Origin of the sequence: Streptomyces eurythermus, assembly GCF_014649115.1 — a bacterium.
Taxonomy (GTDB): domain Bacteria; phylum Actinomycetota; class Actinomycetes; order Streptomycetales; family Streptomycetaceae; genus Streptomyces; species Streptomyces eurythermus.
Window position 1 is genome coordinate 177986 of sequence record NZ_BMSK01000007.1, and the last position, 23182, is coordinate 201167.

Below are 23182 nucleotides of genomic sequence, written 5' to 3' on the forward strand. Positions count from 1 at the left end.
AGCCGGAGATCACTGCTCGCGGAGCGGGACGGACACCTGTGACGGGTCGTCCCCGCAGCGGGGAGAAGGTCAGCTGCGCGCCGGACGGGTTGTGCTCGGCGGTGTGACATCCGCCACCGGCCCGACCACGCCCGTGCCGTACGCGTGTTCGACATCCGGCATGGTGGGGCGGGGCACCCCGGCGTACTGTCGGTACAGCACCGTTCTGGTTACGCTGCGCGGACTGTCCCGACGGGAGGTACGCATGGGTCGCCCAGACAAGCGGAAACTGGCGGTTCTGGCGGTCACGGCCGCCATGGTGTCGGTGGGGGCGGCGGCGCCCCCCGCCGCGCCGGCGACAGAGACGGCCACCAAGACACCCGTGGCCGTCGGTTACGGAGGAGCCGTCGCCAGCGTCGACGCGGACGCCTCCGCCGCCGGCATCGAGATCCTCAGGCGCGGCGGCAACGCGGTGGACGCGGCCGTCGCCACGGCCGCCGCGCTCGGCGTCACCGAGCCCTACTCCTCGGGCATCGGCGGGGGCGGCTACTTCGTCTACTACGACGCGAAGACCCGTACGGTCCACAGCATCGACGGCCGCGAGACCGCGCCGCTCGCCGCGGACTCCGGCCTGTTCACCGAGAACGGCAAACCGCTCCCGTTCGCCGAGGCCGTCACCAGCGGGCTGAGCGTCGGCACCCCGGGCACCCCCGCCACCTGGCAGAAGGCCCTGGAGGAGTGGGGCAGCGAGAAGCTGCGTACGGTCCTGAAACCGGCCGAGCGAATAGCCCGCGACGGCTTCACGGTGGACGACACCTTCCGGGCGCAGACCGCGGCCAACGAGACCCGGTTCCGCTACTTCCCCGACACCGTGAAGCTGTTCCTGCCGGGTGGCCGGCTCCCCGTCGTCGGCTCCACCCTGAAGAACCCCGAACTGGCCCGCACCTACGAACAGCTGGGCCGCGAGGGCACGGCCGCCGTCTACCGCGGGGACATAGGCGACGACATCGTCAAGGCCGTCGAACACCCGCCCGTGGACCCCGCCTCCGGCTGGAACGCCCGCCCCGGCAAGCTCGCCGAGAAGGACTTCGCGGTCTACCGCGCGGGGCTCCAGGCCCCGACCAGGACCTCGTACCGCGGTCTGGACGTGTACTCCATCGCCCCGTCCTCCTCCGGCGGCACCACCGTCGGCGAGGCCCTCAACATCCTGGAGCGGACCGACCTGTCGAAGGCGGACCAGGTCCGGTATCTGCACCGCCTCATCGAGGCGAGCCGCGTCGCCTTCGCCGACCGCGGGCGCTGGGTCGGCGACCCGGCCTTCGAGGACGTACCGACCCGGCAGCTGCTGTCCCAGCGGTACGCCGACTCCCGCGCCTGCCTCGTCAAGGACGACGCCGTCCTCACCAGTCCGCTCGCCCCGGGCGACCCGCGCCGGCCCGCACCCTGCGGCAAGGGCGGCACCGCGGCCCCGACGACCTACGAGGGCGAGAACACCACCCATCTGACCGTGGCCGACAAGTGGGGCAACGTCGTCGCCTACACGCTCACCATCGAGCAGACCGGCGGCAGCGGCATCACCGTTCCCGGCCGGGGCTTCCTGCTCAACAACGAGCTGACCGACTTCTCCTTCGCCCCCGCCAATCCGGCCGTCCACGATCCCAACCTGCCCGGCCCGGGCAAGCGCCCGCGCTCCTCGGTCGCCCCGACGATCGTGCTGGACCGCCAGGGCCGGCCCGTCGTGGCGGTCGGTTCCCCCGGCGGCGCCACCATCATCACCACCGTGCTGCAGACCCTGACCGGGTTCCTCGACCGGCGTCTGCCGCTGGTCGACGCCATCGCCGCACCGCGCGCCAGCCAGCGCAACGCGGCGCGGACCGAGCTGGAACCAGGGCTGTACGACAGCGAGCTGAGGCACCGTCTGGAGGCCATCGGGCACTCGTTCACCCCCATCCCCGAGATCGGCGCCGCCACCGGCGTGCAGCGCCTGCCGGACGGCAGGTGGCTGGCCGCCGCCGAGAAGGTACGGCGCGGCGGCGGCTCGGCGATGGTGGTGCGCCCGGCGAAGTAGTCCTCCGGAGTCCTCCGGCCGCCGGACCCGTGCGTCACGACTCCGGCGGCCGGCCGGGTCACAACTCCGGAGCGGGCGGCCGGTCCTCCGGGGCGGGCGGGGCCGCCCGATCGGTGCGGAAGTCCAGCCGCCCGTCCCTGACGTCCACCGTGACCCGGCCGCCCTCGGAGACCGTGCCGTTCAGCAGCAGCCGGGACAGCTGGTTGTCCACCTCGCGCTGGATGGTGCGGCGCAGCGGCCGGGCGCCGTACTCGGGCTGGTAGCCGCGCTCGGCCAGCCAGTCCACGGCCGCGCGCGTGAACTCCACCGACACGCCCTGCCCCTCCAGCAGCCGCCGGGTGCTCTCCAGCAGCAGATCGGTGATCCGCCGCAGCTGGTCGTTCGTGAGCTGCCGGAAGACCACGATCTCGTCGATCCGGTTGAGGAACTCCGGCCGGAAGTGCTCCCGCAGCGGCCGCAGGACCCGTTCCCGCCGTGCCTCCTCGTCGGCCTCCGTGCCACCGGGGCCGAAGCCGATCCCGGCCCCTCCCCGGGTGATCGCCTCGGAGCCCAGGTTGCTGGTCATCACGATGACCGTGTTGCTGAAGTCCACCGTCCGGCCCTGAGAGTCGGTGAGCCGGCCGTCGTCCAGCACCTGGAGCAGGATGTTGAAGACGTCCGGGTGCGCCTTCTCCACCTCGTCCAGCAGGAGCAGCGAGTACGGGTGCCGGCGCACCACCTCGGTGAGCTGTCCGGCCTCCTCGTGGCCGACGTAGCCGGGCGGGGCGCCCACCAGCCGGGAGACGGTGTGCCGCTCCTGGTACTCGCTCATGTCGAGCCGGACCATCCGGTCCTCGCTGCCGAACAGGGCCTCCGCCAGCGCCCGGGCCAGCTCGGTCTTGCCGACGCCGGTCGGGCCGAGGAAGAGGAAGCTGCCGATCGGCCGGTTGGGGCTGGCGAGCCCCGCCCGGGAGCGCAGCACCGCCTCCGAGACCACGGCGACCGCCTCCTCCTGGCCGACCACCCGCTGGTGCAGGTGCTCCTCCAGGCCGAGCAGCCGCTCCTTCTCCTCCTCGGTCAGCCGGCTCACCGGGATGCCGGTCTGCCGGGACACCACCTCGGCGATGGCCTCCGCCGTGACCTCCAGCTGCCCCTCGTCGGCCTTCCCGTCCTCGCTGGCCGCCGCGATCCGCCCGGTCAGCTCGGTGATCCGGTCGCGCAACTGCTTGGCCTGCTCGTAGTCCTCGTCCGCGACCGCCTGGTCCTTGTCCCGGGCCAGCTGTTCCACCTCGCGCTCCATGGCGCGTACGTCCGTGCCCTTCGTGCCGGCGCCGAGCCGGACCCGGGCGCCGGCCTGGTCGATCAGGTCGATCGCCTTGTCCGGCAGCCGCCGGTCGGTGAGGTAGCGGTCCGACAGCTCCACGGCGGCCACCAGCGCCTCGTCGGTGTAGCGGACCTGGTGGTGGGCCTCGTACCGGTCGCGCAGCCCGCGCAGGATCCCGATCGTGTCCTCCACCGTCGGCTCCGGCACCAGGATCGGCTGGAACCGGCGGGCCAGCGCCGCGTCCTTCTCGATCCGGCGGAACTCCTCCAGCGTGGTCGCGCCCACGATGTGCAGCTCGCCCCGGGCGAGGGCGGGCTTGAGGATGTTCCCGGCGTCCATCCCGCCGCTGTCACCGCCGGATCCGGCGCCGACGACGGTGTGCAGCTCGTCGATGAAGACGATCAGCCGGCCGGAGTGGGCGCGGATCTCCTCCACGATGTTGTTCAGGCGCTCCTCGAAGTCGCCCCGGTAGCGGGTGCCGGCCACCACCCCGGTCAGGTCCAGGGCGATGACCCGGCGCCCGGCCAGCACGTCCGGCACGTCCCCGTCGGCGATGCGCTCCGCCAGCCCCTCGACGATCGCCGTCTTGCCGACGCCCGCGTCACCGATCAGCACCGGGTTGTTCTTGCCGCGCCGGGACAGCACCTCGATGGTCTGCTCGATCTCGCTGTCCCGGCCGATCACCGGGTCGATCCGGCCCTGCCGGGCCAGCTCGGTCAGATCACGGCCGTACTTGTCCAGGGTGGGCGTGCCGGTGGGCCGCTGCCGCTCCGGGCGGGGCTGCGTGCCCTCCGGGGCCTCCGGCGGCATGGTGCGCGGCTGGAACCGGGCCGCGTGCAGGATGTGCCCGGCCGCCGAGTCCGGGTTCGAGGCCAGCGCGCTGAGCACGTGCTCCGGGCCGATGTACCCGGCGCCGCTGGCCCGCGCCATGTCGTGCGCGTCCAGCAGGGCCCGCTTGACGGCCGGGGTCAGGGACAGCGCGGTCGGGGGCGGGCCCTCGCCCGGCGGGTGCTGTACCGGACCCGCCCGGTCGTCGATCTCCGAGGCGAGCGAGTCCGGGTCCGCGCCCGCCCGGCTCAGCAGGCTCCGGGTGGGCTCCGCCGACACGGCCGCGCGCAGCAGGTGCTGGGTGTCCAGATCCCGGCTGCCGTGCTCGGCGGCGTACTGCGCGGCTCCTCTGACCAGCTCCCGGGCCGGCTGGCTGAGCAGGCGGCCGATGTCGATGTGGCGTGGCGCGCCGCCGCCGGCTCCGCTGAAGAAGCGGGCCAGGAAATCACCGAAGGGGTCAGGAGGGTAGCCGTTGGTCATGGCGTTGCGTTTCCTTCGCTGACGACTGGCTCCGCCGGGTAACCGGGTGGGAGCCGCTCATGCCCACGATGACACGATCCGTTTCGTCGGGCATGTCCGCCTACGGGGGAGGTGGGTGCCGGCCCGGATGGCGGCTTGCGGTGCGTTGTGGCTGGTCGCGCAGTTCCCCGCGCCCCTTCGGGGCGTCTAGCGTGCCGTGAGGATGCGGGGGCCCTCTTCCGTGATGGCCACCGTGTGCTCGACGTGGGCCGCGCGGGAGCCGTCGTCGGTGCGCAGGGTCCAGCCGTCGGGGGCCTCGTGGTAGCCGTCCGCGCCGCTCGCGATCAGCATGGGCTCGATGGCGAGGACCATGCCGGCCCGCAGCGGCAGGCCGCGGCCCGGGCGGCCCTCGTTCGGGACCTCGGGGTCCTCGTGCATACGACGGCCCACGCCATGGCCGCCGAAGCCCTGCGGGATGCCGTAGCCGGCCGTGCGGCAGGCCCGGCCGACGGCGTGCGCGATGTCCCCGATGCGGTTGCCCACGACGGCCGCCGCGATGCCCGCGGCCAGCGCCCGCTCGGCGGTCTCGATCAGCCGCAGGTCCGCCGGGCGGGGGCGGCCCACCACGAAGCTGATCGCCGAGTCGCTGGCCCAGCCGTCCAGCTCGGCGCCGCAGTCGACGGAGAGCAGGTCGCCGTCGCGGAGCCGGTAGTCCGTCGGGATGCCGTGCACGATCGCGTCGTTCACCGAGGCGCAGATCACCGCGGGGAAGGGGGTCGGGGCGAAGGAGGGGCGGTAGCCGAGGAACGGCGAGGTCGCGCCCGCCTCGCGCAGCACCTCCCGGGCCACCTCGTCCAGCTCCAGCAGTGTGACGCCGACGCGCGCGGCCTCCCGCGCGGCCGTCAGGGCGCGGGCGACCACCTGGCCGGCCGCGTGCATCGCGTCGATCGACTTCTCGGTCTTCAGTTCCACCATGCCAATTACTATACCGGTATTTTAATTGGGTGACGCCCGGCCGGGCCGGGAAAGGGGCGACCGGGGGCAGAATGGGGGCATGGTGCGTACCCCCCTCACTCCCGAAGAGCGCGACCGCGGCGAGCGGCTCGGGCGGCTGCTGCGCGAGGCGCGCGGCGACCGGAGCATGGCGGACGTCGCCGCCGCGGCGGGCGTGTCCGCCGAGACGCTCCGCAAGATCGAGACGGGGCGGGCGCCGACACCGGCGTTCTTCACCGTGGCCGCGCTCGCGGAGGTCCTCGGCCTGTCCATGGACGAGCTGGTGGCGCGGTGCGCCCTGGTGCCCGTCTGAGCCGCCCGCTCGCCCCCCCGGTGGCCGGCTCCGCCACCGGAGTGTGAAACGTGATCGACTCCGCGCTTTGACGACGATGGTCTTGGCAAGGGCCGCCCGGAGGCTTACGTTCGTCCCTCTACCGCCTGCTCTACGGGCGTAGAGGCTCTGACGTCGTGTCGAAGGAGCAGCTCATGGCCAACGTCGTCCGCGCCGCTCTGGTCCAGGCCACCTGGACCGGCGACACCGGGACCATGGTGGCGAAACACGAGGAGCACGCCCGCGAGGCGGCCCGCCGGGGCGCGCGGATCCTCGGCTTCCAGGAGGTCTTCAACGCCCCCTACTTCTGCCAGGTCCAGGAGCCGGAACACTACCGCTGGGCCGAGCCCGTGCCGGACGGCCCCACCGTGCGCCGCATGCGGGACCTCGCCCGCGAGACCGGCATGGTGCTCGTCGTCCCGGTCTTCGAGGTCGAGCAGTCCGGCTTCTACTACAACACCGCCGCCGTGATCGACGCCGACGGCAGCTACCTCGGCAAGTACCGCAAGCACCACATCCCGCAGGTCGAGGGCTTCTGGGAGAAGTACTACTTCAAACCCGGCAACCTGGGCTGGCCCGTCTTCGACACCGCCGTGGGCAAGGTCGGCGTCTACATCTGCTACGACCGCCACTTCCCGGAAGGGTGGCGCCAACTGGGACTGAACGGAGCCCAGTTGGTATACAACCCGTCCGCCACCCACCGGGGCCTGTCCGCCCACCTCTGGCAGCTCGAACAGCCCGCCGCGGCCGTCGCCAACGAGTACTTCGTCGCCGCCATCAACCGGGTCGGACAGGAGGAGTACGGCGACAACGACTTCTACGGCACGTCGTACTTCGTCGACCCGCGCGGACAGTTCGTCGGCGAGGTCGCGAGCGACAAGAACGAGGAACTCCTCGTGCGCGACCTGGACTTCGGGCTCATCGAGGACGTACGGCGGCAGTGGGCCTTCTACCGCGACCGCCGCCCCGACGCCTACGAAGGGCTGGTGCGGCCGTGACCGACCTCTACTCCCGCCACCGCGCCGTCATGCCCGACTGGCTCGCCCTCTACTACGACGACCCGATCGAGATCACCCACGGCGAGGGCCGGCACGTGTGGGACTCCGCCGGCCGCAGATACCTGGACTTCTTCGGCGGCATCCTCACCACGATGACCGCGCACGCCCTGCCCGAGGTGACCAAGGCGGTCACCGAGCAGGCCGGCCGGATCGTCCACTCCTCCACCCTCTACCTCAACCGGCCGATGGTCGAACTCGCCGAACGCATCGCCCGGTTGAGCGGCATCCCGAACGCCCGGGTGTTCTTCACCGCCTCCGGCACCGAGGCCAACGACACCGCCCTGCTGCTCGCCACCGCCCACCGGCGCAGCAACACCGTCCTGGCCATGCGCAACAGCTACCACGGCCGCTCCTTCACCGCGGTCGGCATCACCGGCAACCGCGGCTGGTCCCCGACCTCGCTGTCCCCGGTCCAGACCCTGTACGTGCACGGCGGCGTGCGCAGCCGGGGCCCGTTCGCCCACCTCGACGACCGCGCGTTCATCGACGCCTGCGTGGCCGACCTGAAGGACGTCCTCGGCCACACCCGGGCCCCGGCCGCGCTGATCGCCGAACCGGTCCAGGGCGTCGGCGGGTTCACCTCGCCGCCCGACGGGCTGTTCGCGGCCTTCCGCGAGGTCCTCGCCGCCCAGGGCATCCTGTGGATCGCCGACGAGGTGCAGACCGGCTGGGGCCGCACCGGCGACCACTTCTGGGGCTGGCAGGCACACGCCCGCAGCGGCCCGCCGGACATCGTCACCTTCGCCAAGGGCATCGGCAACGGCATGTCCATCGGCGGGGTCGTCGCCCGCGCCGAGATCATGAACTGCCTGGACGCGAACAGCATCTCCACGTTCGGCGGCACCCAGATCACCATGGCCGCGGGCCTGGCCAACCTCACCTACCTCCTCGAACACGACCTCCAGGGCAACGCCCGGCGGGTCGGCGGACTGCTCATCGAACGGCTCCGGGCGGCCACCGCCGGGCTGCCCGGGGTGCGCGAGGTGCGCGGGCGCGGGCTGATGATCGGCATCGAGCTGGTCAAGCCGGGCACGGACGAGGCCGACCCGCAGGCCGCCGCCGTGCTGGAGGCGGCCCGCCAGGGCGGACTGCTCCTCGGCAAGGGCGGCGGACACGACAGCAGCGCCCTGCGGATCGCCCCGCCGCTCACCCTCACCGTCGCCGAGGCCGAGGAGGGCGCGGCGATCCTGGAGAACGCGCTCAGGAGCCTGTACTGACGACCCGCGCGGGAGCCCGCACCGACGACGCCCGCAGGAGCCCGCACCGACGGCCCGCGCAGGAGCCCGTCCCGCACGAGAGAACGGGGGTACGGCCATGACCACCGCCTCGGAGTCCCGGCACGGCTGGGAACCCGCCCTGTCCGTCCGCCGGGTGCTCACCCTGGAGCGGGTGCTCGCCGGGGAACCCGAGGTGGTGGCCGGCGCCGACCGGCTGGACCGGCCGGTGCGCTGGGTGCACGTCGCCGAGGCCGCCGATGTCGGGGTGATGCTCAGCGGCGGCGAGATGGTGCTCACCACCGGTGTCCTGCTGGCCGGTGACGAGGCCGGGCAGGCCGAGTACATCCGGTCGCTGCACCGGGCGGAGGCCGCCGCCGTCGTGCTCGGCCTCGGCCGGGCCTTCCCGGCGCCGCCCGAGGCCATGCGCCGGGCCGCCGAAAGGTGCGGGCTGCCGATGGTCGTGCTGCACCGGCCCTTTCCCTTCGCCGAGCTGACCGAAGAGGTCCAGTCCCGGCTGGTGAGGCACAAGTTCGCCGCCGTCAGCCTCTCGGAGACCGTCCGCACCGGACTCACCGCCCTGATCACCGCCGGCGCCCCGCTCCAGCGGCTCCTGGACGAGGTCGCCGTGCACAGCGGCTGCCCGGTCGTCGTCACCAACCTCGCCCACCGCGTCCTCGGCACGGCGGGGGAGCGGTCCGCGGTGGACGACGTGCTGCGCGACTGGGAGCGGATCGCCCGCCAGGCATGGGGGCACCGCCCAGGCCGTTCAGGCACTGGGGGAGGCACCGCCGGCGACGGCTGGATCCGGGCCGAGCTGCGCGGGCGCGGCGAGCGCTGGGGCCGGCTGCTGCTGTGCGGCTACCGGGGCGAGCCGGCCACCGGACGGCTGCTCGCCGACCGGGCCGCCGAGGCCCTGGTGCTGCACCGGCTGCTCGCCGGCGCCGCCACGGACAGCTGGGCGGAACAGTCCGCGCGGAGCCTGCTCACCGACCTGCTCTCCGGCGCCGTACCGGCCCGGCAGCTGCTGCCCCGGGCCCGGGCGGCGGGACTGCCGGTGGGCCGGCGCACGTTCGTGCCGCTCGTCGTCCAGGACTGCGACCCGGACCGGATCGACCGGGTGCTGCGGCTGCTGGGGCTGCCCGGCCTGGTCGCCGGCCTCACCGGCGGGGCCGTCGCCGTGCTGCTCAGCCTCGCCCGCGACCAGGACGCCGAGGCGCTCACCGCGCACTTCGCCGCCCGGCTGCGGGCCGGGCCGCCGGTGGTGGTGGCCGCCGCCGCTGCCCGCACCGCCTGGGAGGAGGTGCCCGAGGGGCTGCGCGAGGCCCGGCACGTCGCCGACGCCGCCGGATCCCCGGCCGCCCGGGAGCTGCCGGCCGTCGTACGGCTCCGGGACGTCCATCTGCGCGGGCTGGTACGGCTGTTGCGGGACGATCCGCGGATGCAGTCGTTCGCCGAGCGGGAGCTGGACGGGCTGCTCGGCGACACCGATCCGGAGCTGCTGAACGTGCTGCGGACCTATCTGGCCACGGGCCGCAACAAGTCCCGCACCGCCCGGCTCCACCATGTCTCCCGGCCGGCCCTCTACCGCCGCCTGGAGGCCGTCCAGGCCCGTCTCGGCGTCGACCTGGACGACTTCGAACAGGCGGCCTCGGTCCACATCGCGCTCCTCGCGCATGACGCGCAACAGGGGTGAAACATGCGACCACCTGCGACAACGGCGGTGAAACATGGGCCCGTCCGGGCGTGACACGGTGGCACGCCGACCCGCCGCGGACGTGACACGCTGCCCGTCGAACCGGCCGCCCGCGCTTCCTAGGCTCGTCGCACACCGAGCTACCGGAGGTCCCGATGAGCCGAGTGATCCGTGCCGCCCTCTTCCAGACGTCCTGGACCGGCGACAAGGAGTCCATGATCCAGGCCCACGAGCGGGCGGCGCGCGACGCAGCCGCCCAGGGCGCCCACGTCCTCTGCTTCCAGGAGCTGTTCTACGGCCCCTACTTCTGCCAGGTGCAGGACGCGGCGTTCTACGCGTACGCCGAGCGGATCCCCGAGGGCCCGACGGTGCGCCGCTTCCAGGCCCTCGCCGAGGAGCTGGGCATCGTCCTCGTGCTGCCCATGTACGAGGAGGAGCAGCCGGGCGTGCTGTACAACACCGCCGCCGTGATCGACGCGGACGGCTCCTACCTCGGCAAGTACCGCAAGACCCACATCCCCCAGGTGAACGGATTCTGGGAGAAGTTCTACTTCCGTCCGGGCAACAGCGGCTGGCCCGTCTTCGACACCGCGGCCGGCCGGATCGGCGTCTACATCTGCTACGACCGCCACTTCCCGGAGGGCTGGCGGGCGCTGGGCCTGGCCGGTGCCGAGATCGTCTTCAACCCGTCGGCCACCTCGCGCGGCCTCTCCCGCTATCTGTGGCAGCTGGAGCAGCCGGCGGCGGCCGTCGCCAACGAGTACTTCGTCGGCGCGATCAACCGGGTCGGCACGGAGGACCTGGGCGACAACGACTTCTACGGCACCACGTACTTCGTGGACCCCGAGGCCCGCTTCGTCGGCGAGGTCGCGAGCGACACCAAGCCCGAACTGGTCGTCCGCGACCTGGACCTGGCGAAGCTCCACGAGGTCCGCTCCCGCTGGCAGTTCTACCGCGACCGCGCACCGGGGGCGTACCAGCCGCTGACGGCGCCCTGACCCGAGCCGAGTGACCGAGGAGCAGCATGAGCAGCCGTACCGTCATCCGCCACGGTCTCGTCATCACCGCGTCCGACGAGATCCACGCCGACGTCCTCGTCGAGGACGGCCGCATCGCCGCCCTGGCCACGCCCCACTCGCAGAGCTGGACCGCGGACCGCGTGATCGACGCCACCGGGAAGTACGTCATCCCGGGCGGAGTCGACGCGCACACCCACATGGAGCTGCCGTTCGGCGGCACCCACGCCTCCGACACCTTCGAAACCGGCACCCGGGCCGCGGCCTGGGGCGGCACGACCACCATCGTGGACTTCGCGGTGCAGAGCGTCGGCCACACCCTGCGCGAGGGCCTGGACGCCTGGCACGCCAAGGCCGAGGGCAACTGCGCGATCGACTACGCCTTCCACATGATCGTCTCCGATGTGAACGACGAGACGCTCAAGGAAATGGACCTGCTGATCGAAGAGGGGGTGACCTCGTTCAAGCAGTTCATGGCATACCCGGGCGTCTTCTACTCCGATGACGGTCAGATCCTGCGCGCCATGCAGCGCTCCGCCGAGAACGGCGGGCTGATCATGATGCACGCCGAGAACGGCATCGCCATCGACGTGCTGGTCCAGCAGGCGCTGGCCCGGGGCGAGACCGACCCCCGCTATCACGGCGAGGTCCGCAAGGCGCTGCTGGAGGCCGAGGCCACCCATCGCGCGATCCGGCTCGCACAGGTCGCCGGGGCCCCGCTGTACGTCGTCCACGTCTCGGCGACGGAGGCGGTCGCGGAGCTGGCCCGGGCGCGCGACGAGGGGCTGAACGTCTTCGGCGAGACCTGCCCGCAGTACCTGTTCCTGTCCGCCGACAACCTCGCCGAACCGGACTTCGAGGGCGCGAAGTACGTGTGCAGCACCCCGCTCAGGCCCCGCGAACACCAGGCGAGTCTCTGGCGGGCGCTGCGGACGAACGACCTCCAGGTGGTCTCCACCGACCACTGCCCCTTCTGCTTCACCGGCCAGAAGGAGCTGGGGCGGGGCGACTTCTCCAAGATCCCCAACGGCCTTCCGGGCGTCGAGAACCGCATGGACCTGCTCCACCAGGCCGTCGTGGACGGCCGTATCTCGCGCCGCCGCTGGATCGAGATCGCCTGCGCCACCCCGGCCCGCATGTTCGGTCTGTACCCGAAGAAGGGCACCATCGCCCCGGGCGCCGACGCGGACATCGTCATCTACGACCCGCACGCCGAACAGGTGATGTCCGCCGAGACCCACCACATGAACGTCGACTACTCGGCGTACGAGGGCAAGCGGGTCACCGGCCGCGTCGAGACGGTGCTCTCGCGCGGCGAACCCGTCATCGTCGAGCGGGAGTACACCGGCCGCGCCGGGCACGGGGTCTTCACCCCGCGCTCCACCTGTCAGTACCTGAACTAGGAGTGGCGACCATGGATTTCGGACTCGTCCTGCAGACCGACCCGCCCGCCTCCCGCGTCGTCGCCCTGATGCGACGGGCCGAGCACAACGGCTTCCGCTACGGCTGGACCTTCGACTCCGCCGTGCTCTGGCAGGAACCGTTCGTGATCTACAGCCAGATCCTGGCGAACACCGAGCGGCTGACGGTGGGCCCGATGGTCACCAACCCGGGCACCCGCACCTGGGAGGTCACCGCCTCCACCTTCGCCACCCTCAACGACATGTTCGGCAACCGCACCGTCTGCGGCATCGGCCGCGGCGACTCCGCGATGCGCGTCGCCGGGCGCAGACCCAACACCCTGGCCCGGATCAGCGAGGCCATGAAGGTCATCCGCGCCCTCGGCCGGGGCGAGGAGGCCGACCTCGGCGGCACCCGGATCCGCATTCCGTGGATCAAGGAAGGCGCCGAAGTCCCCGTCTGGATGGCCGCGTACGGCCCGAAGGCCCTGAAGATGGCCGGCGAGGAGGCCGACGGGTTCATCCTCCAGCTCGCCGACCTGTACCTGACCGAGTACATGGTGAAGGCGGTCAGGGACGCGGCGGCGGCCGCCGGCCGCGACCCGTCCGAGGTGACGATCTGCGTCGCCGCCCCGGCCTATGTCACCGAGGACGACTCGCCCGCGGCCCTCGCCCACGCCCGCGAGCAGTGCCGCTGGTTCGGCGGCATGGTCGGCAACCACGTCGCCGACCTCGTCTCCCGGTACGGCGAGGGCTCCGCCGACGTCCCCGCGGAACTCACCGACTACATCAAGGCCCGGCAGGGCTACGACTACGCCCACCACGGGCGCAGCGGCAACCCCGACACCGCGTTCGTGCCCGACGAGATCGTGGACCGGTTCTGTGTCATCGGCCCCGCCGAACGGCACATCGAGAAGCTGACCGCGCTGCGCGCCCTGGGCGTCGACCAGTTCGCGGTGTACGACATGCACGACGCGCAGGAGACGACCATCGACGTCTACGGCAGCCGCATCATCCCCGCCGTCAACTCATAGGCCCTACCGTCCATTTCGCTGTCCTGGTCGCCCCTGCCCCCGCCGCCGGGGGGAGGGGGCCGGCGCCCGCACGGCCGCTTTCATCCGCCCGACGACGAGAGGCCGGCCCATGACCGACACCGCCCCCACGGCCGTACCGATACCCGGCCAGATCACCCTCCCCGACGGACGCGTGGAACTCGCGCCCGGCACCCCGCCGCCCAGCGGGCCGTACGCCAACGACGACCTGCTCCCGGTGCCCGCCGCCCGGCGCACCTGGACGACGTACACCTTCTCGGCCCTGTGGGTCGGCATGGCCCACAACACCGCCTCCTGGACCCTCGCCTCCGGGCTGATCGCGGTCGGCATGGACTGGCGGCAGGCGGTGTTCACCATCGCCCTCGCCAACCTGATCGTGCTGGCCCCGATGCTGCTGACCGGGCACGCGGGCCCCAAGTACGGCATCCCGTTCCCGGTGTTCGCCCGCGCCTCCTTCGGCGTGCGCGGCGCCAACCTGCCCGCCGTCGTACGGGCGTTGGTGGCGTGCGGCTGGTTCGGCATCCAGACCTGGATCGGCGGCGAGGCGATCTACTTCCTCGCCGGGAAGCTGATCGGCACCGGCTGGACGGACGCCGCGCACATCGGCGGCCACGCCTGGACCATGTGGCTGTCCTTCGCGCTCTTCTGGGCCCTCCAGGTCGCGATCATCCTGCGGGGCATGGAGACCATCCGCCGCTTCGAGAACTGGGCGGCGCCCTTCGTCCTCGTCGGCGCGTTCGTGATGCTGTGGTGGATGAGCGACCGGGCCGGCGGGCTCGGCCCGCTCTTCGGCCAGCCCTCCCGGCTCGGCTGGGGCGGCGCCTTCTGGAAGCTGTTCTGGCCCTCCCTCATGGGCATGATCGGCTTCTGGTCCACGCTGTCGCTGAACATCCCCGACTTCACCCGCTACGGAAAGAGCCAGCGCGCCCAGACCTGGGGACAGGCGCTCGGCCTGCCGACCACCATGACCCTGTTCGCGTTCCTGTCCGTACTGGTGACCTCCGGCTCCCAGGCCGTCTACGGCGAGCCGGTCTGGGACCCGGTGCGGCTCGCGGCGAAGACGGACAACGCGGCCGGACTGCTGTACGCGCTCGTGACCGTCCTCGTCGCCACACTGTCCGTGAACATCGCCGCCAACCTGGTCTCCCCGGCGTTCGACTTCTCCAACGTCGCGCCCGGCAGGGTGAGTTTCCGCACCGGCGCCCTGATCACCGCCGTCCTCGCGGTGCTGATCCTGCCGTGGAAGCTGTACTCCGACCCGCGCGGCTACATCTTCACCTGGCTCGGCCTGGTCGGCGGACTGCTCGGCACCGTCGCGGGCATCCTCGTCGCCGACTACTGGCTGCTGCGCCGCACCCGCCTGGACCTCGCCGCCCTCTACCGCGCGGGCGGCCGGTACTGGTACCACGGCGGCTGGAACCCGCGGGCGGTCCTCGCCTTCCTCGCGGGCGGCGTCCTCGCCGTCGGCGGCGCCGACTTCACCCCGCTGACCGACGGCCGCCCCATCCCGGCGCTGTCCCCGCTCGCCGACTACGGCTGGGCGGTGGGCCTCGGCACCTCCCTGGTGGTGTACCTCGCGCTGACCCGGCTCGCGCCACCACGACCGGCGGCGGACTGAGCGCCCGGCCCCGGGCGGAGCGGGCGGAAACCGGCCGGTAGCCGGGCGTTGTCCGGCAGGATGCCCCTGGGGCGCGCCAGGACCCGGCTGCCGGACCACGGAAGCGGGCACCATGGCGGCGGAGGGGATGCACATGAGTGACGCCGTGACCATGTCCGCGGCCGGCCGCGCCGCCGCCGCGCTCGCCCGCACCGACCAGGTGTCCGTACCGCTCGAACCGGAGACCCACACCGGGATACGAGGACCGGAACTCGACGTGCTGACCGGCGAACTGGAGTCACTGCTGGCCGAGTTGGAGGCGGCCGGAGAGGACGGCGCGACGGTCGCGGCGGTGGCCGCACGGCTCGGCCGGTGCCGGGCCCTGCGGTTCGTGCTGGACGGCGACCCGGCCGACCGGGAGCGCGCGCTGGCCCTGCTGGACCAGGCCCGCACCTCGCCCCTGCTCGGCCCGCAGGAGCAGGAGGCCGCCTACCGGGGACTCGTGGCGCTCACCGCGTTCCGGCTGGTAAGGCTCAATCGTGACACCTCCGTCCTCTCCGAGCCGCACTGGAACGTCGACCGGCTCATGCGCCTCATGGAGCTGGGCACCCCGCTAGCCCACGGCGGGCCGGGCATCGTGGAGGACACCGCGCTGCTCTGGCGGCTGCTGCTGGAACGCGAGCACCACCGGATGACCCCCGAACTGCGCGCCAGGGCGGAGGGGCTCCTCGCGATGACCGACGCGATGACGGCCGGCGACACCGGTGCGTTCGTCCGCGAGGCACGCAGCGTGCTCGCCGGTCTCACGGGCGGAGAGATACCGGGTTCGCTGGGCACCCTGCTGACGCTGCTCCTGGGCGAACTGGAGCAGTCCCTCGCCAGGTCCCCGGGCCCCGCGGAGCCGGCGACCGGGGGCGCCGGCACGGCCGTGGCCACCCGCGGAGCCATCACCGAGTTCCTGGCCCTGGCCGAGGCGATGTCACCCGGACTCGTCGGCCCGGGGAACATGCCCGGACTCCTCGCCGAACTGACCGGAGAACACCCCGGCACCGGCCGGGAGGACGGCCGTACACCGCTGCCGTCCCGGATGGTCGGCGCCTTCCTCCACGCTGCCCGCGCCATGTACTCCGGCGACGTCACGGGCTTCAGGGAGGCGCTCAGGCTGGTGCACGAAGCGTGGGCCGAGGGCGAATTGGACAGCGACCCCAACGGCTCGTGGCTCACCAACATCGTCCCCGTCATGCTCTTCGGAGCCGCCATGAACGGCGGCAGCCTGGAGGACGAGGACCTGGCCCTGGAGCTGTTCGAGACCCAGCGGTGGGAGGGCGACCCCGCCAGCACGGCCGCCGCCAACCTGCGCGTGTGCGGGGAGGCGATGCGGCTCACGGCGCGGCTGACCTCCGCCCTGGACCGGGGCGACGTCGGGACCGTCTGGGACGTCATCGACGCGCTGTGCGAACTGGAGGTCGACGAGGTCTACGCCGCCGCCGAGGAATGGACCGGCCTCCACATCGGCATGGCCCTCGGCATCGCCTACCTCGGCATCGTCGTCCTCGACTCCTCGGGCGCGGACCGGACCGCACACCTGAGGGCGGCCGTGCACCACATGCGGCGGGCCGTGGAGACAGCGGTGGACATGCCCGTCCTGCGCAGCCTGCTCGACATGACCTGGGCCCCGCTGCTCACCCTGACGGCGATCGCCGAGTCGGATCCGAGCCGCATCGCCGAGGGTGTCCGGCGCGCCCGGGCCGCGCTGGCCGGCACCGAGTTCGTCGGCGGCCTGCGGCCGAGGACACGCGGCGCCATCGCGGCCGCCCTGGACACCCTGCACATATTCACCGGGGACGCCGGGGCGCTGGACGAGGCGATCGGCGAGCTGACCCAGGGTGTGGCCGACCTGCCCGACGGCATGCCGGGCGGCGCCGGCCTCACCTGGGACCTGGCCGCGCTGTACGCCAAACGTGCCCGGCTGCGGGCGGGCGGGCCGGGCGCCGACGAGGACCTGACGGCCGCCCTCGGCTTCGCCCGTACCTCGCTGCGGTACTCCGCCGACGACGTCCTGCTCCAGCAGGGCGTCGGCCGCGGCCTGCGGATCGCCCGCGCGGCGGCCGACCGGGGCCGCGCCGCCGCCTTCTGGGCGCTGCGCGCCGGGCGTACGGAGGACGCGATCTCCTGCCTGGAGGCCGGCCGTTCCCTGGTGCTCGGGGCGGCGGCCGTGTCCGCGGGCGTCGCCGACCGGCTGGCCGCGCTCGGCGAGAGCGAACTGGCCGAGCGCTGGCGGGCCGCCGCCGACCCCGCCCAGGACCGCGGCGCCGACCGCTCCCTGTGGGAACTCTCCGCCGACGTGGCCTCCGGCACCCCCGGCGGCCGCTCGGGCGGCTCCCCGATGGAGGTGCTGGCCGGCCTCGGCGCGGGCAGTCCCGGACTTCCCGGCGATGTGCGGCGCCGCTCGCTGGAGCTGCTGCGCGGGCGGGGCGGGGCCGAACTGGAGCCGGTGCTGCCCTCGGTGGACGACCTGCGCGCCGGGCTGCGGGCGACGGACGCGGACGCGCTGCTGTACCTGGTCCCGGGCGTCGACGACCCGGACGGCGCGGTACTGATCGTGCCCCGCGAGGGCCCCGCCGAGGCGCTGCCCCTGCCCGCCCTGACCCCGGCCGGCCGCCGGCCCGTCGCGGAGTACCTGGCGGCCGGAGCGGACCGGCAGCGGCTGGAGACCACGGCCGAGGAGGAGGTCGGCGGGGTGGTCGGGGCGGTCGGCAAGGAGGAGCGGGAGCGTGCCGAGCGGCGCTGGCTGCGGGCTCTGGACGGCATGTGCGCGTGGGCCGGGGAGGTGCTCGGGCCCGCGCTGGCCCACCTCGGCGCGGCGGACCGGGCCGACGCCGGGGCGGATGTGTTCGCGGCCCCTGCGGGTGCGGGCGCTGACTCGGGTGCGGGTACGGCTGCGGGTGGTGGTACGCGGCCCGGTGCCGTGCGGCTTGTGCTGGTGCCCTGCGGGGAACTGGGAGTGGTGCCGTGGCAGGCGGCCCTGCTCGGGCCACCCGCCGGTTCTGGGTCGCCCGTCGGCCATGGGGAGCCCGCCGGTTCCGGGGTGTCCGGCTGTGAGGTGCCCGGTTCCGGGGTGCCCGGCACCGGGGAGCCCGTCGGCCACGGGGAGCCCGCCGGTTCCGGCGTGCCCGGCCCTGAGGCGGTCGGCTCTGGGGTGCCCGTTGGCACTGGTGAGCCTGCCGGTTCCAGGGTGTCCGGCCCTGAGGGGCCTGGTCCCGAGGGGGTCGGCTCTGGTGTGCCCGGCCCTGAGGTGGTCGGCCCTGAGGTGGTCGGCTCTGGGAAGCCCGGCTCTGGGGTGCCCGTTGGCACTGGTGAGCGTGCCGGTTCCGGGGTGTCCGGCCCTGAGGGGCCTGGTCCCGGGGTGGTCGGCTCTGGGGCGCCCGGTCCCGGGGAGCCCGCCGGTTCCGGGAAGCCCGGCCCAGGGAAGCCCGGCCCCGAGGTGCCTGCCGCCGGCAGGCCGCGGCCGGTGCGGGCCTGTGAGGTTGGTGTGCTCACTCACGCGGCCTCCGGTCGGGAGTTCCTGCGGGCCGCGGCCCGGCGGCGGATGCCGCTCACCGGCCGGCCCGCCCTGGTCTTCCACGGCGGGGACGACCTGGAGTGGGCCGAGGAGGAGATCGACACCCTGGCCGCCGTGCTCTACCGCGACGCCGTGGTGCACCGCCCGCACGAGGACCCCGCCACCCCGGAGACCGTCCTGGCGCTGCTCGGCGGCCGGGCCGCCGCCCCCGCCTCCCTGGTCCACCTCGCCTGTCACGGGCTGGCCGGTACGGACCCCACCCGGTCCGCCCTGCTCCTGGCCGACCCGGACGAGGCGGACGAGCCGGCCAGGACCGCCCGTCTCACGCTGAGCACCCTGCTGGAGACGCCCGCCGAGGGCGACGCCTTCCGGTCCGCCGGGCCCCTGGTGGTGTGCGGGGGCTGCGAGACCGACCTGACCACCCGCGACCACGACGAGGCCCTGACCGTCACCTCGGTGCTGGTGCACCGGCTGGCCGCCGACGCCATCGGCTCCCGGTGGAAGGTCGACGACAAGCGGTCCGAGCTGATGATGCTCGTCCTGCACGACGCCCTCAGCCGGGGACTCGCACCCCCGGACGCGCTGCGCGCCGCCCAGCGCTGGATGCTCACCCCGCCGGACGAGCGCCCGCCCGTCCCGGCGCTGAGCCGCATATCGGCCGGGCGGCTGGCGGAGGACTTCCGTGACCGGCCCGACACCTGGGCTGCCTTCGTCCACCACGGCAACCCGGCACCGGCGGCACCCGCCGCCCGGCAGCGGGAGGGAGAGCCCGTATGACCTCCGAGGACCTGCTGAGGCTCCTGGAGCACCACTGGACCACCGTCACCACCGCGCTGGAGGCGGACGACCACCGCGAACTGTCCGACGCGCTGCGCGAGTTGCGCGAGGAGACGGCCGCCGGCAACCCGGCCGCCGTCGCCCGTGCCGTACGCCGGCTCAAGCGCGCGCTGTCCGCGCTGCCGCCCGGTCACCCGGTGGCCGAGGCGCTCGGCGGCCACCGCTACGCCGCCGGTCCCCGCGAACTGCCCCGCCTCGCCACGATCGACGCGGTGATCGGTGTCCTCGGCGCTCCGCCGCCCGACCCCGCCGAACTGCTCCGCGCGGCCCGCCGCCGCCTCCTGGCCGCCCCCGCCCTGACCGAGGCCGAGCACACGGCCCTCGCCGGGGCCGGGCGCGAAGCCCCGACCGAGAACGACGACCGGGCCTCCGCCGAAGCCGGGCGCCATGAGCGCACCGCGCGCGACGAAGCCGGATCCGCCCCGCTCCCCGGTGGGCCGGACGACCCCGCCGCCGGTCTGATCCGGCTGCGCGACCCGGACGACGGCTTCCGTTACCCCCGCTTCCAGTTCAGGCCCGGTACGGCCGAACCCTTGCCGGTCGTCCGCCGGATCAACGTACTGCTGCGCGCGGACCGCGACCCGTGGGGAGCCGCCGACTGGTGGCTGGGCGGCAACCGGTGGCTGGGCGGGGTCCCCGCCGAACTGCTCGGCGTGGTGCCGGACGACGCGCTGGAACGCGCCGCCGCCGAACTGGTGGGGGCTGCCTGATGCCGGACCAGATCCCGCCGGAAGGCGTCCCGATGGAGCCGGTGTGGCACAGGCTGCCCGCGGGCACGGTGCTGTGGCGGTGCCACGAGGAGCAGTACGCGGCCACCGAGTTCAACCCGAAGATCGCCCACGAGTACTTCAAGGGCAACCGCTTCGACCCCACCGAGAAGGACCCCTACCGCCACCTCTACGCCGCCCTGGACCCGGTCACCGCGCTCTGTGAAGTCCTGCTGCGCTCGGTCGAGTTCAACGGTGACGGGGTGCGTCTGATCCCCTGGGCGCAGGCGTCCCGGTACGTCCTGTCGGCGTTCCGCACCACGGCGGAGCTGTCCCTCGTGGACCTGACGACGGCCGAGGGGCTGGCCGCGGTCTGGCAGGACCACTGGCTGATCGACACCGAGGAGTACGCCGGCACCCGGTACTGGGTGCGGTTGATCCGCGAGCGGTGCGTCGATGCGCAGGGGCTGTGGTGGACGTCCAAGCGGTGCCGGCCGCGCACGGCGCTCCAGCTGTTCGAGGACCGCTGTCCGTCCGCGCCCCTCGACACCCGGCCCCAGGAGTGCCTGCGGCTCGCGTCCCCCGAGGACGTGCGCGAGGTCAACCGGCTGCTGGCACCCCTGCGCGCGGTCGTCTCCGTCCCGGAGGAGTGAGCGCGGCCCCCCGTACGCCGTTGCCCCGGCCTCCCGTGAAGGAGGCCGGGGCAACGGCGTACGGAGTCTCCGGCGGGTCAGCCGAGCGGCGCCGGGCCGGGCAGCAGCGGCCGGCGGTCGGACCGGCGCATCGCCGCCTCGCTGACGGCGGGATCCTTCGAAGCCGTCACCACTCCCTGGAGGAACTCGGCGGCGGCGGCCTCGTACAGCTCGCGGGTCGCGGCGATCCGCTCCCGCGCCGCCTCCCGGCGGTCGTCCTGCCGGGCCTGGGCCGTCTCCCGCGCGGCCCGCGCCCGCTCGGTGGCGGCCAGGCTCTCGTCGCGCTGCCGTTGCAGGTCCTCCCGCCGCTCGACCGCCGTGCGGAAGGCGTCGAGGAACGGGTGTTCCCGGAACAGGCCGAGCAGGAACCCGACACCGCCCGAGAGCAGCAGCAGCGCGCAGAACAGCCAGGTCACCGTCTGGGTGGTCAGGTGCAGCCGGTCCACCAGGGTGGTGGTGCCGGCCCCCGAACCGCCGAGCCCGCGGAAGCCGGCGCTGTCGCCCGTGGCCCCCGCCGGAGTGTCGTGCTGCGTCACGAACCTGGCGCGCAGCGTGCCGAGCAGCCAGGTCAGCGCGCCCCAGACACCGAGCAGGGTCAGGGACGGCAGCCATCCGCCGCGCGGCGCCCCGGTCGCCGAGCGCCACCGCAGCATGTGCCCCGCCAGGTGCGGCACGATCAGCATGACGACGGCGGACGAGACGGCGAGCGTGCCGGACATCAGGTCGCCGCCGGTGCTGCCGACCCCGTGGAAGGGCTGGTAGGCGACCCAGTAGACGGGCACCTCGACGGCCATGATGGCGGCCAGCAGGGCCAGGGTCAGCCAGCGGGGCAGGCCGGGGCGGGTCAGCAGTCCCTCCCAGCGGTCGGCCGACCCCTGGACGCCGGTCTCCCGCAGGGCGGACCGGTAGTCCTCCCCGAGCGCGGTGGACACGGTGCCGTCCGGTGCGGTGGCCGCCGTGGACACCGACTGCCAGTCGTCGCCCGGGTCCGCGCCCTCCTCCTTGCCGGGCACCGGCCCGGTGCCGTCGTCCGGGGGCGCGGTGGCGGCCGGGGCGGGTCCCGCCGCGTCCCCGAAGCGGGCGCGCAGCCAGCGTTCCTCCACCCGTTCGCGCAGCCGGTCCCGGAAGCGCAGCCAGCGCGAGGAGCGCAGCGCGAGCAGGTCGAGCTGGTCCAGGGCGGTCCGGACGGCCTGGTCGGCCTCCCGCAGCCGCCTGTCCAGCAGCAGGGTCCGGGCCTCGCCCGTGGTCATGTCGGCGGCGGCTTGGGCGTCCTGGAGCCGGGCCTCCTCCTCCCGCCCGTGCAGCTCCTCCTCGACGCGGTGGACCATGGCGTCGCGCAGCCCGGCCAGCTTGACGAAGTAGGGCAGTGGATCGTCGCCGTGCAGCAGCCAGGGGTCCAGCGTCTTCTTCCGGCCGGCCTGCCGTCCGTGCCGGCCGGCGTCCTTCAGCAGCGTGCCCTGGTCCCTGGCGTCCAGGACCAGGGGCGGGCGGGGGGCCCGCCGGGCGTGGTCCGGCCGGCGCCGGGCGGTGCCCGGTGCGGGCCGCCTGGGGAAGGGCATCCGCAGGCGGCGCGGCCGCGGCCCGTCAGCGCCGGTAACGGGAGTCGACATGAGCCTTGGCCCTCCCTTCGAGCGCTTCCGTCCAGAACGATTCGAAGTCGTCGGCCTCGCTGGGTTTCGCCTTGTACTGCATGCCGAGCCCGACCGGGAAGACGTCCATTCCCTTGATGCCGGGCAGTCCCCGCTTCTCGACGAGGGAGTCGATGACCTTCGCCCGCCGGGACTCGGTGGACAGGTCCTGGCGGGAGAGGAAGAACTCCGGGTCGGCCTGCTGGAAGTCGCTGACGACGAGCAGCTTGGGCGCCGGCCCGTCACCGGAGACGGTCTCCCCGATGCGGGCCAGCGCGCCCCACACGTCCGAACCGTTCTGGGTACGGGCGCACTTGAGCTCGGCGAGCGCGGCGAGGGCCGCGTCCCGCCGGGCGCCGGCCCGCTGTGCCTTCTGGTCGGTGTTGGCGTCGTGCGGCGGGTCGAGGTCGACCTGGCGCTGCCGGCAGGAGGAGCTGCGCGAGGAACGGGTGATGGGGGCGAAGTCGACGGTTCCGCACTTCTGGTCGGTGAGGAACTCCACGAGGCTGTCCTTGAGTTTGGCCTCCGAGTCGAATCCCTCCTTCACCGCGGCGGCGGACCCGGAGCCGTCGACCACCACCCCGCAGGGTGTGGTGAGGGCCTCCTCCTGCTTGGTGCAGGACACGAGGGCGGACAGCGCGCACACCAGCGGGACGACGACGGCGAGCCGGCGGGTGGCGCGGACGGTGGACCGGTGACCGGTCCTGGCCGAGTGATGCACGATGACGTTCCCTGGCCTTCCTGGGAGACGGGGAGCGGTGG

General features: G+C 73.6%; 16 protein-coding genes. 12 read left to right on the plus strand and 4 right to left on the minus strand.

The genetic code is table 11. From position 1 onward, the window contains the following. The first annotated feature begins 244 nt into the window (after positions 1–244). On the plus strand, positions 245–2047 hold the full coding sequence (gene ggt / locus IE251_RS15380) for a gamma-glutamyltransferase (RefSeq protein ID WP_189753504.1): 1803 nt from the start codon (positions 245–247) through the stop codon (positions 2045–2047). A gap of 58 nt (positions 2048–2105) precedes the next feature. Here ggt and IE251_RS15385 read toward each other — a convergent pair whose 3' ends face one another. Continuing rightward, positions 2106–4658 carry an ATP-dependent Clp protease ATP-binding subunit gene (locus IE251_RS15385; protein ID WP_189753505.1) on the minus strand — a complete coding sequence of 851 codons (2553 nt, stop codon included), beginning with the start codon at positions 4656–4658 and terminating at the stop codon, positions 2106–2108. A 186-nt stretch (positions 4659–4844) separates the two neighbouring features. After that, on the minus strand, positions 4845–5612 hold the full coding sequence (gene map / locus IE251_RS15390) for a type I methionyl aminopeptidase (protein WP_189753506.1): 768 nt from the start codon (positions 5610–5612) through the stop codon (positions 4845–4847). 79 nt (positions 5613–5691) lie between these two features. Between map and IE251_RS15395 the strand changes: the two genes are divergently transcribed. The 11 genes from IE251_RS15395 (at position 5692) to IE251_RS15445 (ending at position 20753) form a co-directional block, all read left to right on the plus strand. After that, positions 5692–5943 (plus strand): helix-turn-helix domain-containing protein, encoded by a 252-nt coding sequence (locus tag IE251_RS15395; protein WP_189753507.1) that lies wholly within the window; start codon positions 5692–5694, stop codon positions 5941–5943. Positions 5944–6116: 173 nt separating this feature from the next. Then, positions 6117–6959 carry a nitrilase-related carbon-nitrogen hydrolase gene (locus IE251_RS15400; protein WP_189753508.1) on the plus strand — a complete coding sequence of 281 codons (843 nt, stop codon included), beginning with the start codon at positions 6117–6119 and terminating at the stop codon, positions 6957–6959. 29 nt (positions 6960–6988) lie between these two features. Beyond that, entirely contained in the window at positions 6989–8236 is a 1248-nt protein-coding gene (locus tag IE251_RS15405; protein WP_189753696.1) for an aspartate aminotransferase family protein, read from the plus strand. A 97-nt stretch (positions 8237–8333) separates the two neighbouring features. Continuing rightward, positions 8334–9929 carry a PucR family transcriptional regulator gene (locus IE251_RS15410; RefSeq protein ID WP_189753509.1) on the plus strand — a complete coding sequence of 532 codons (1596 nt, stop codon included), beginning with the start codon at positions 8334–8336 and terminating at the stop codon, positions 9927–9929. 155 nt (positions 9930–10084) lie between these two features. Then, complete coding sequence (locus tag IE251_RS15415; protein WP_189753510.1) at positions 10085–10927, plus strand: nitrilase-related carbon-nitrogen hydrolase; 843 nt, start codon at positions 10085–10087, stop codon at positions 10925–10927. A 26-nt stretch (positions 10928–10953) separates the two neighbouring features. Continuing rightward, positions 10954–12348, plus strand: a complete 1395-nt coding sequence (hydA, locus tag IE251_RS15420) for a dihydropyrimidinase (RefSeq protein ID WP_189753511.1) — start codon at positions 10954–10956, stop codon at positions 12346–12348. 11 nt (positions 12349–12359) lie between these two features. Further along, positions 12360–13379, plus strand: coding sequence for a TIGR03842 family LLM class F420-dependent oxidoreductase (locus tag IE251_RS15425; protein ID WP_189753512.1), 1020 nt, complete (start codon positions 12360–12362; stop codon positions 13377–13379). Positions 13380–13488: 109 nt separating this feature from the next. Next, positions 13489–15015, plus strand: coding sequence for an NCS1 family nucleobase:cation symporter-1 (locus IE251_RS15430; RefSeq protein ID WP_189753513.1), 1527 nt, complete (start codon positions 13489–13491; stop codon positions 15013–15015). 133 nt (positions 15016–15148) lie between these two features. After that, positions 15149–19333, plus strand: a complete 4185-nt coding sequence (locus IE251_RS15435; protein WP_189753514.1) for a CHAT domain-containing protein — start codon at positions 15149–15151, stop codon at positions 19331–19333. Beyond that, entirely contained in the window at positions 19330–20103 is a 774-nt protein-coding gene (locus tag IE251_RS15440) for a serine/threonine-protein kinase (RefSeq protein ID WP_189753515.1), read from the plus strand. Before IE251_RS15435 ends, IE251_RS15440 begins: the two co-directional genes overlap by 4 nt. Then, positions 20103–20753 carry an RES family NAD+ phosphorylase gene (locus IE251_RS15445; protein ID WP_189753516.1) on the plus strand — a complete coding sequence of 217 codons (651 nt, stop codon included), beginning with the start codon at positions 20103–20105 and terminating at the stop codon, positions 20751–20753. Before IE251_RS15440 ends, IE251_RS15445 begins: the two co-directional genes overlap by 1 nt. Before the next feature lie 77 nt (positions 20754–20830). On the opposite strand, the gene IE251_RS15450 is transcribed toward IE251_RS15445, so the two are convergent. Both IE251_RS15450 and IE251_RS15455 read right to left on the minus strand, forming a co-directional pair. After that, a complete protein-coding gene (locus IE251_RS15450) occupies positions 20831–22402 on the minus strand; it encodes a hypothetical protein (protein WP_189753517.1) in 1572 nt (523 codons plus the stop codon). Then, entirely contained in the window at positions 22377–23141 is a 765-nt protein-coding gene (locus IE251_RS15455) for a hypothetical protein (RefSeq protein ID WP_189753518.1), read from the minus strand. The genes IE251_RS15450 and IE251_RS15455 overlap by 26 nt, the downstream gene beginning before the upstream one ends. Between the last annotated feature and the right edge of the window lie 41 nt (positions 23142–23182).

Bases quoted from the DNA above. Each gene is read 5' to 3' on its own strand.
- IE251_RS15425 (WP_189753512.1), top strand. From the start codon at position 12,360: ATGGATTTCGGACTCGTCCTGCAGACCGACCCGCCCGCCTCCCGCGTC.
- map (WP_189753506.1), bottom strand. From the start codon at position 5,612: ATGGTGGAACTGAAGACCGAGAAGTCGATCGACGCGATGCACGCGGCC.
- IE251_RS15445 (WP_189753516.1), top strand. From the start codon at position 20,103: ATGCCGGACCAGATCCCGCCGGAAGGCGTCCCGATGGAGCCGGTGTGG.
- IE251_RS15410 (WP_189753509.1), top strand. From the start codon at position 8,334: ATGACCACCGCCTCGGAGTCCCGGCACGGCTGGGAACCCGCCCTGTCC.
- hydA (WP_189753511.1), top strand. From the start codon at position 10,954: ATGAGCAGCCGTACCGTCATCCGCCACGGTCTCGTCATCACCGCGTCC.
- IE251_RS15400 (WP_189753508.1), top strand. From the start codon at position 6,117: ATGGCCAACGTCGTCCGCGCCGCTCTGGTCCAGGCCACCTGGACCGGC.
- IE251_RS15395 (WP_189753507.1), top strand. From the start codon at position 5,692: ATGGTGCGTACCCCCCTCACTCCCGAAGAGCGCGACCGCGGCGAGCGG.
- IE251_RS15430 (WP_189753513.1), top strand. From the start codon at position 13,489: ATGACCGACACCGCCCCCACGGCCGTACCGATACCCGGCCAGATCACC.
- IE251_RS15440 (WP_189753515.1), top strand. From the start codon at position 19,330: ATGACCTCCGAGGACCTGCTGAGGCTCCTGGAGCACCACTGGACCACC.
- IE251_RS15405 (WP_189753696.1), top strand. From the start codon at position 6,989: ATGCCCGACTGGCTCGCCCTCTACTACGACGACCCGATCGAGATCACC.
- IE251_RS15385 (WP_189753505.1), bottom strand. From the start codon at position 4,658: ATGACCAACGGCTACCCTCCTGACCCCTTCGGTGATTTCCTGGCCCGC.
- IE251_RS15450 (WP_189753517.1), bottom strand. From the start codon at position 22,402: ATGTCGACTCCCGTTACCGGCGCTGACGGGCCGCGGCCGCGCCGCCTG.
- IE251_RS15435 (WP_189753514.1), top strand. From the start codon at position 15,149: ATGAGTGACGCCGTGACCATGTCCGCGGCCGGCCGCGCCGCCGCCGCG.
- ggt (WP_189753504.1), top strand. From the start codon at position 245: ATGGGTCGCCCAGACAAGCGGAAACTGGCGGTTCTGGCGGTCACGGCC.
- IE251_RS15415 (WP_189753510.1), top strand. From the start codon at position 10,085: ATGAGCCGAGTGATCCGTGCCGCCCTCTTCCAGACGTCCTGGACCGGC.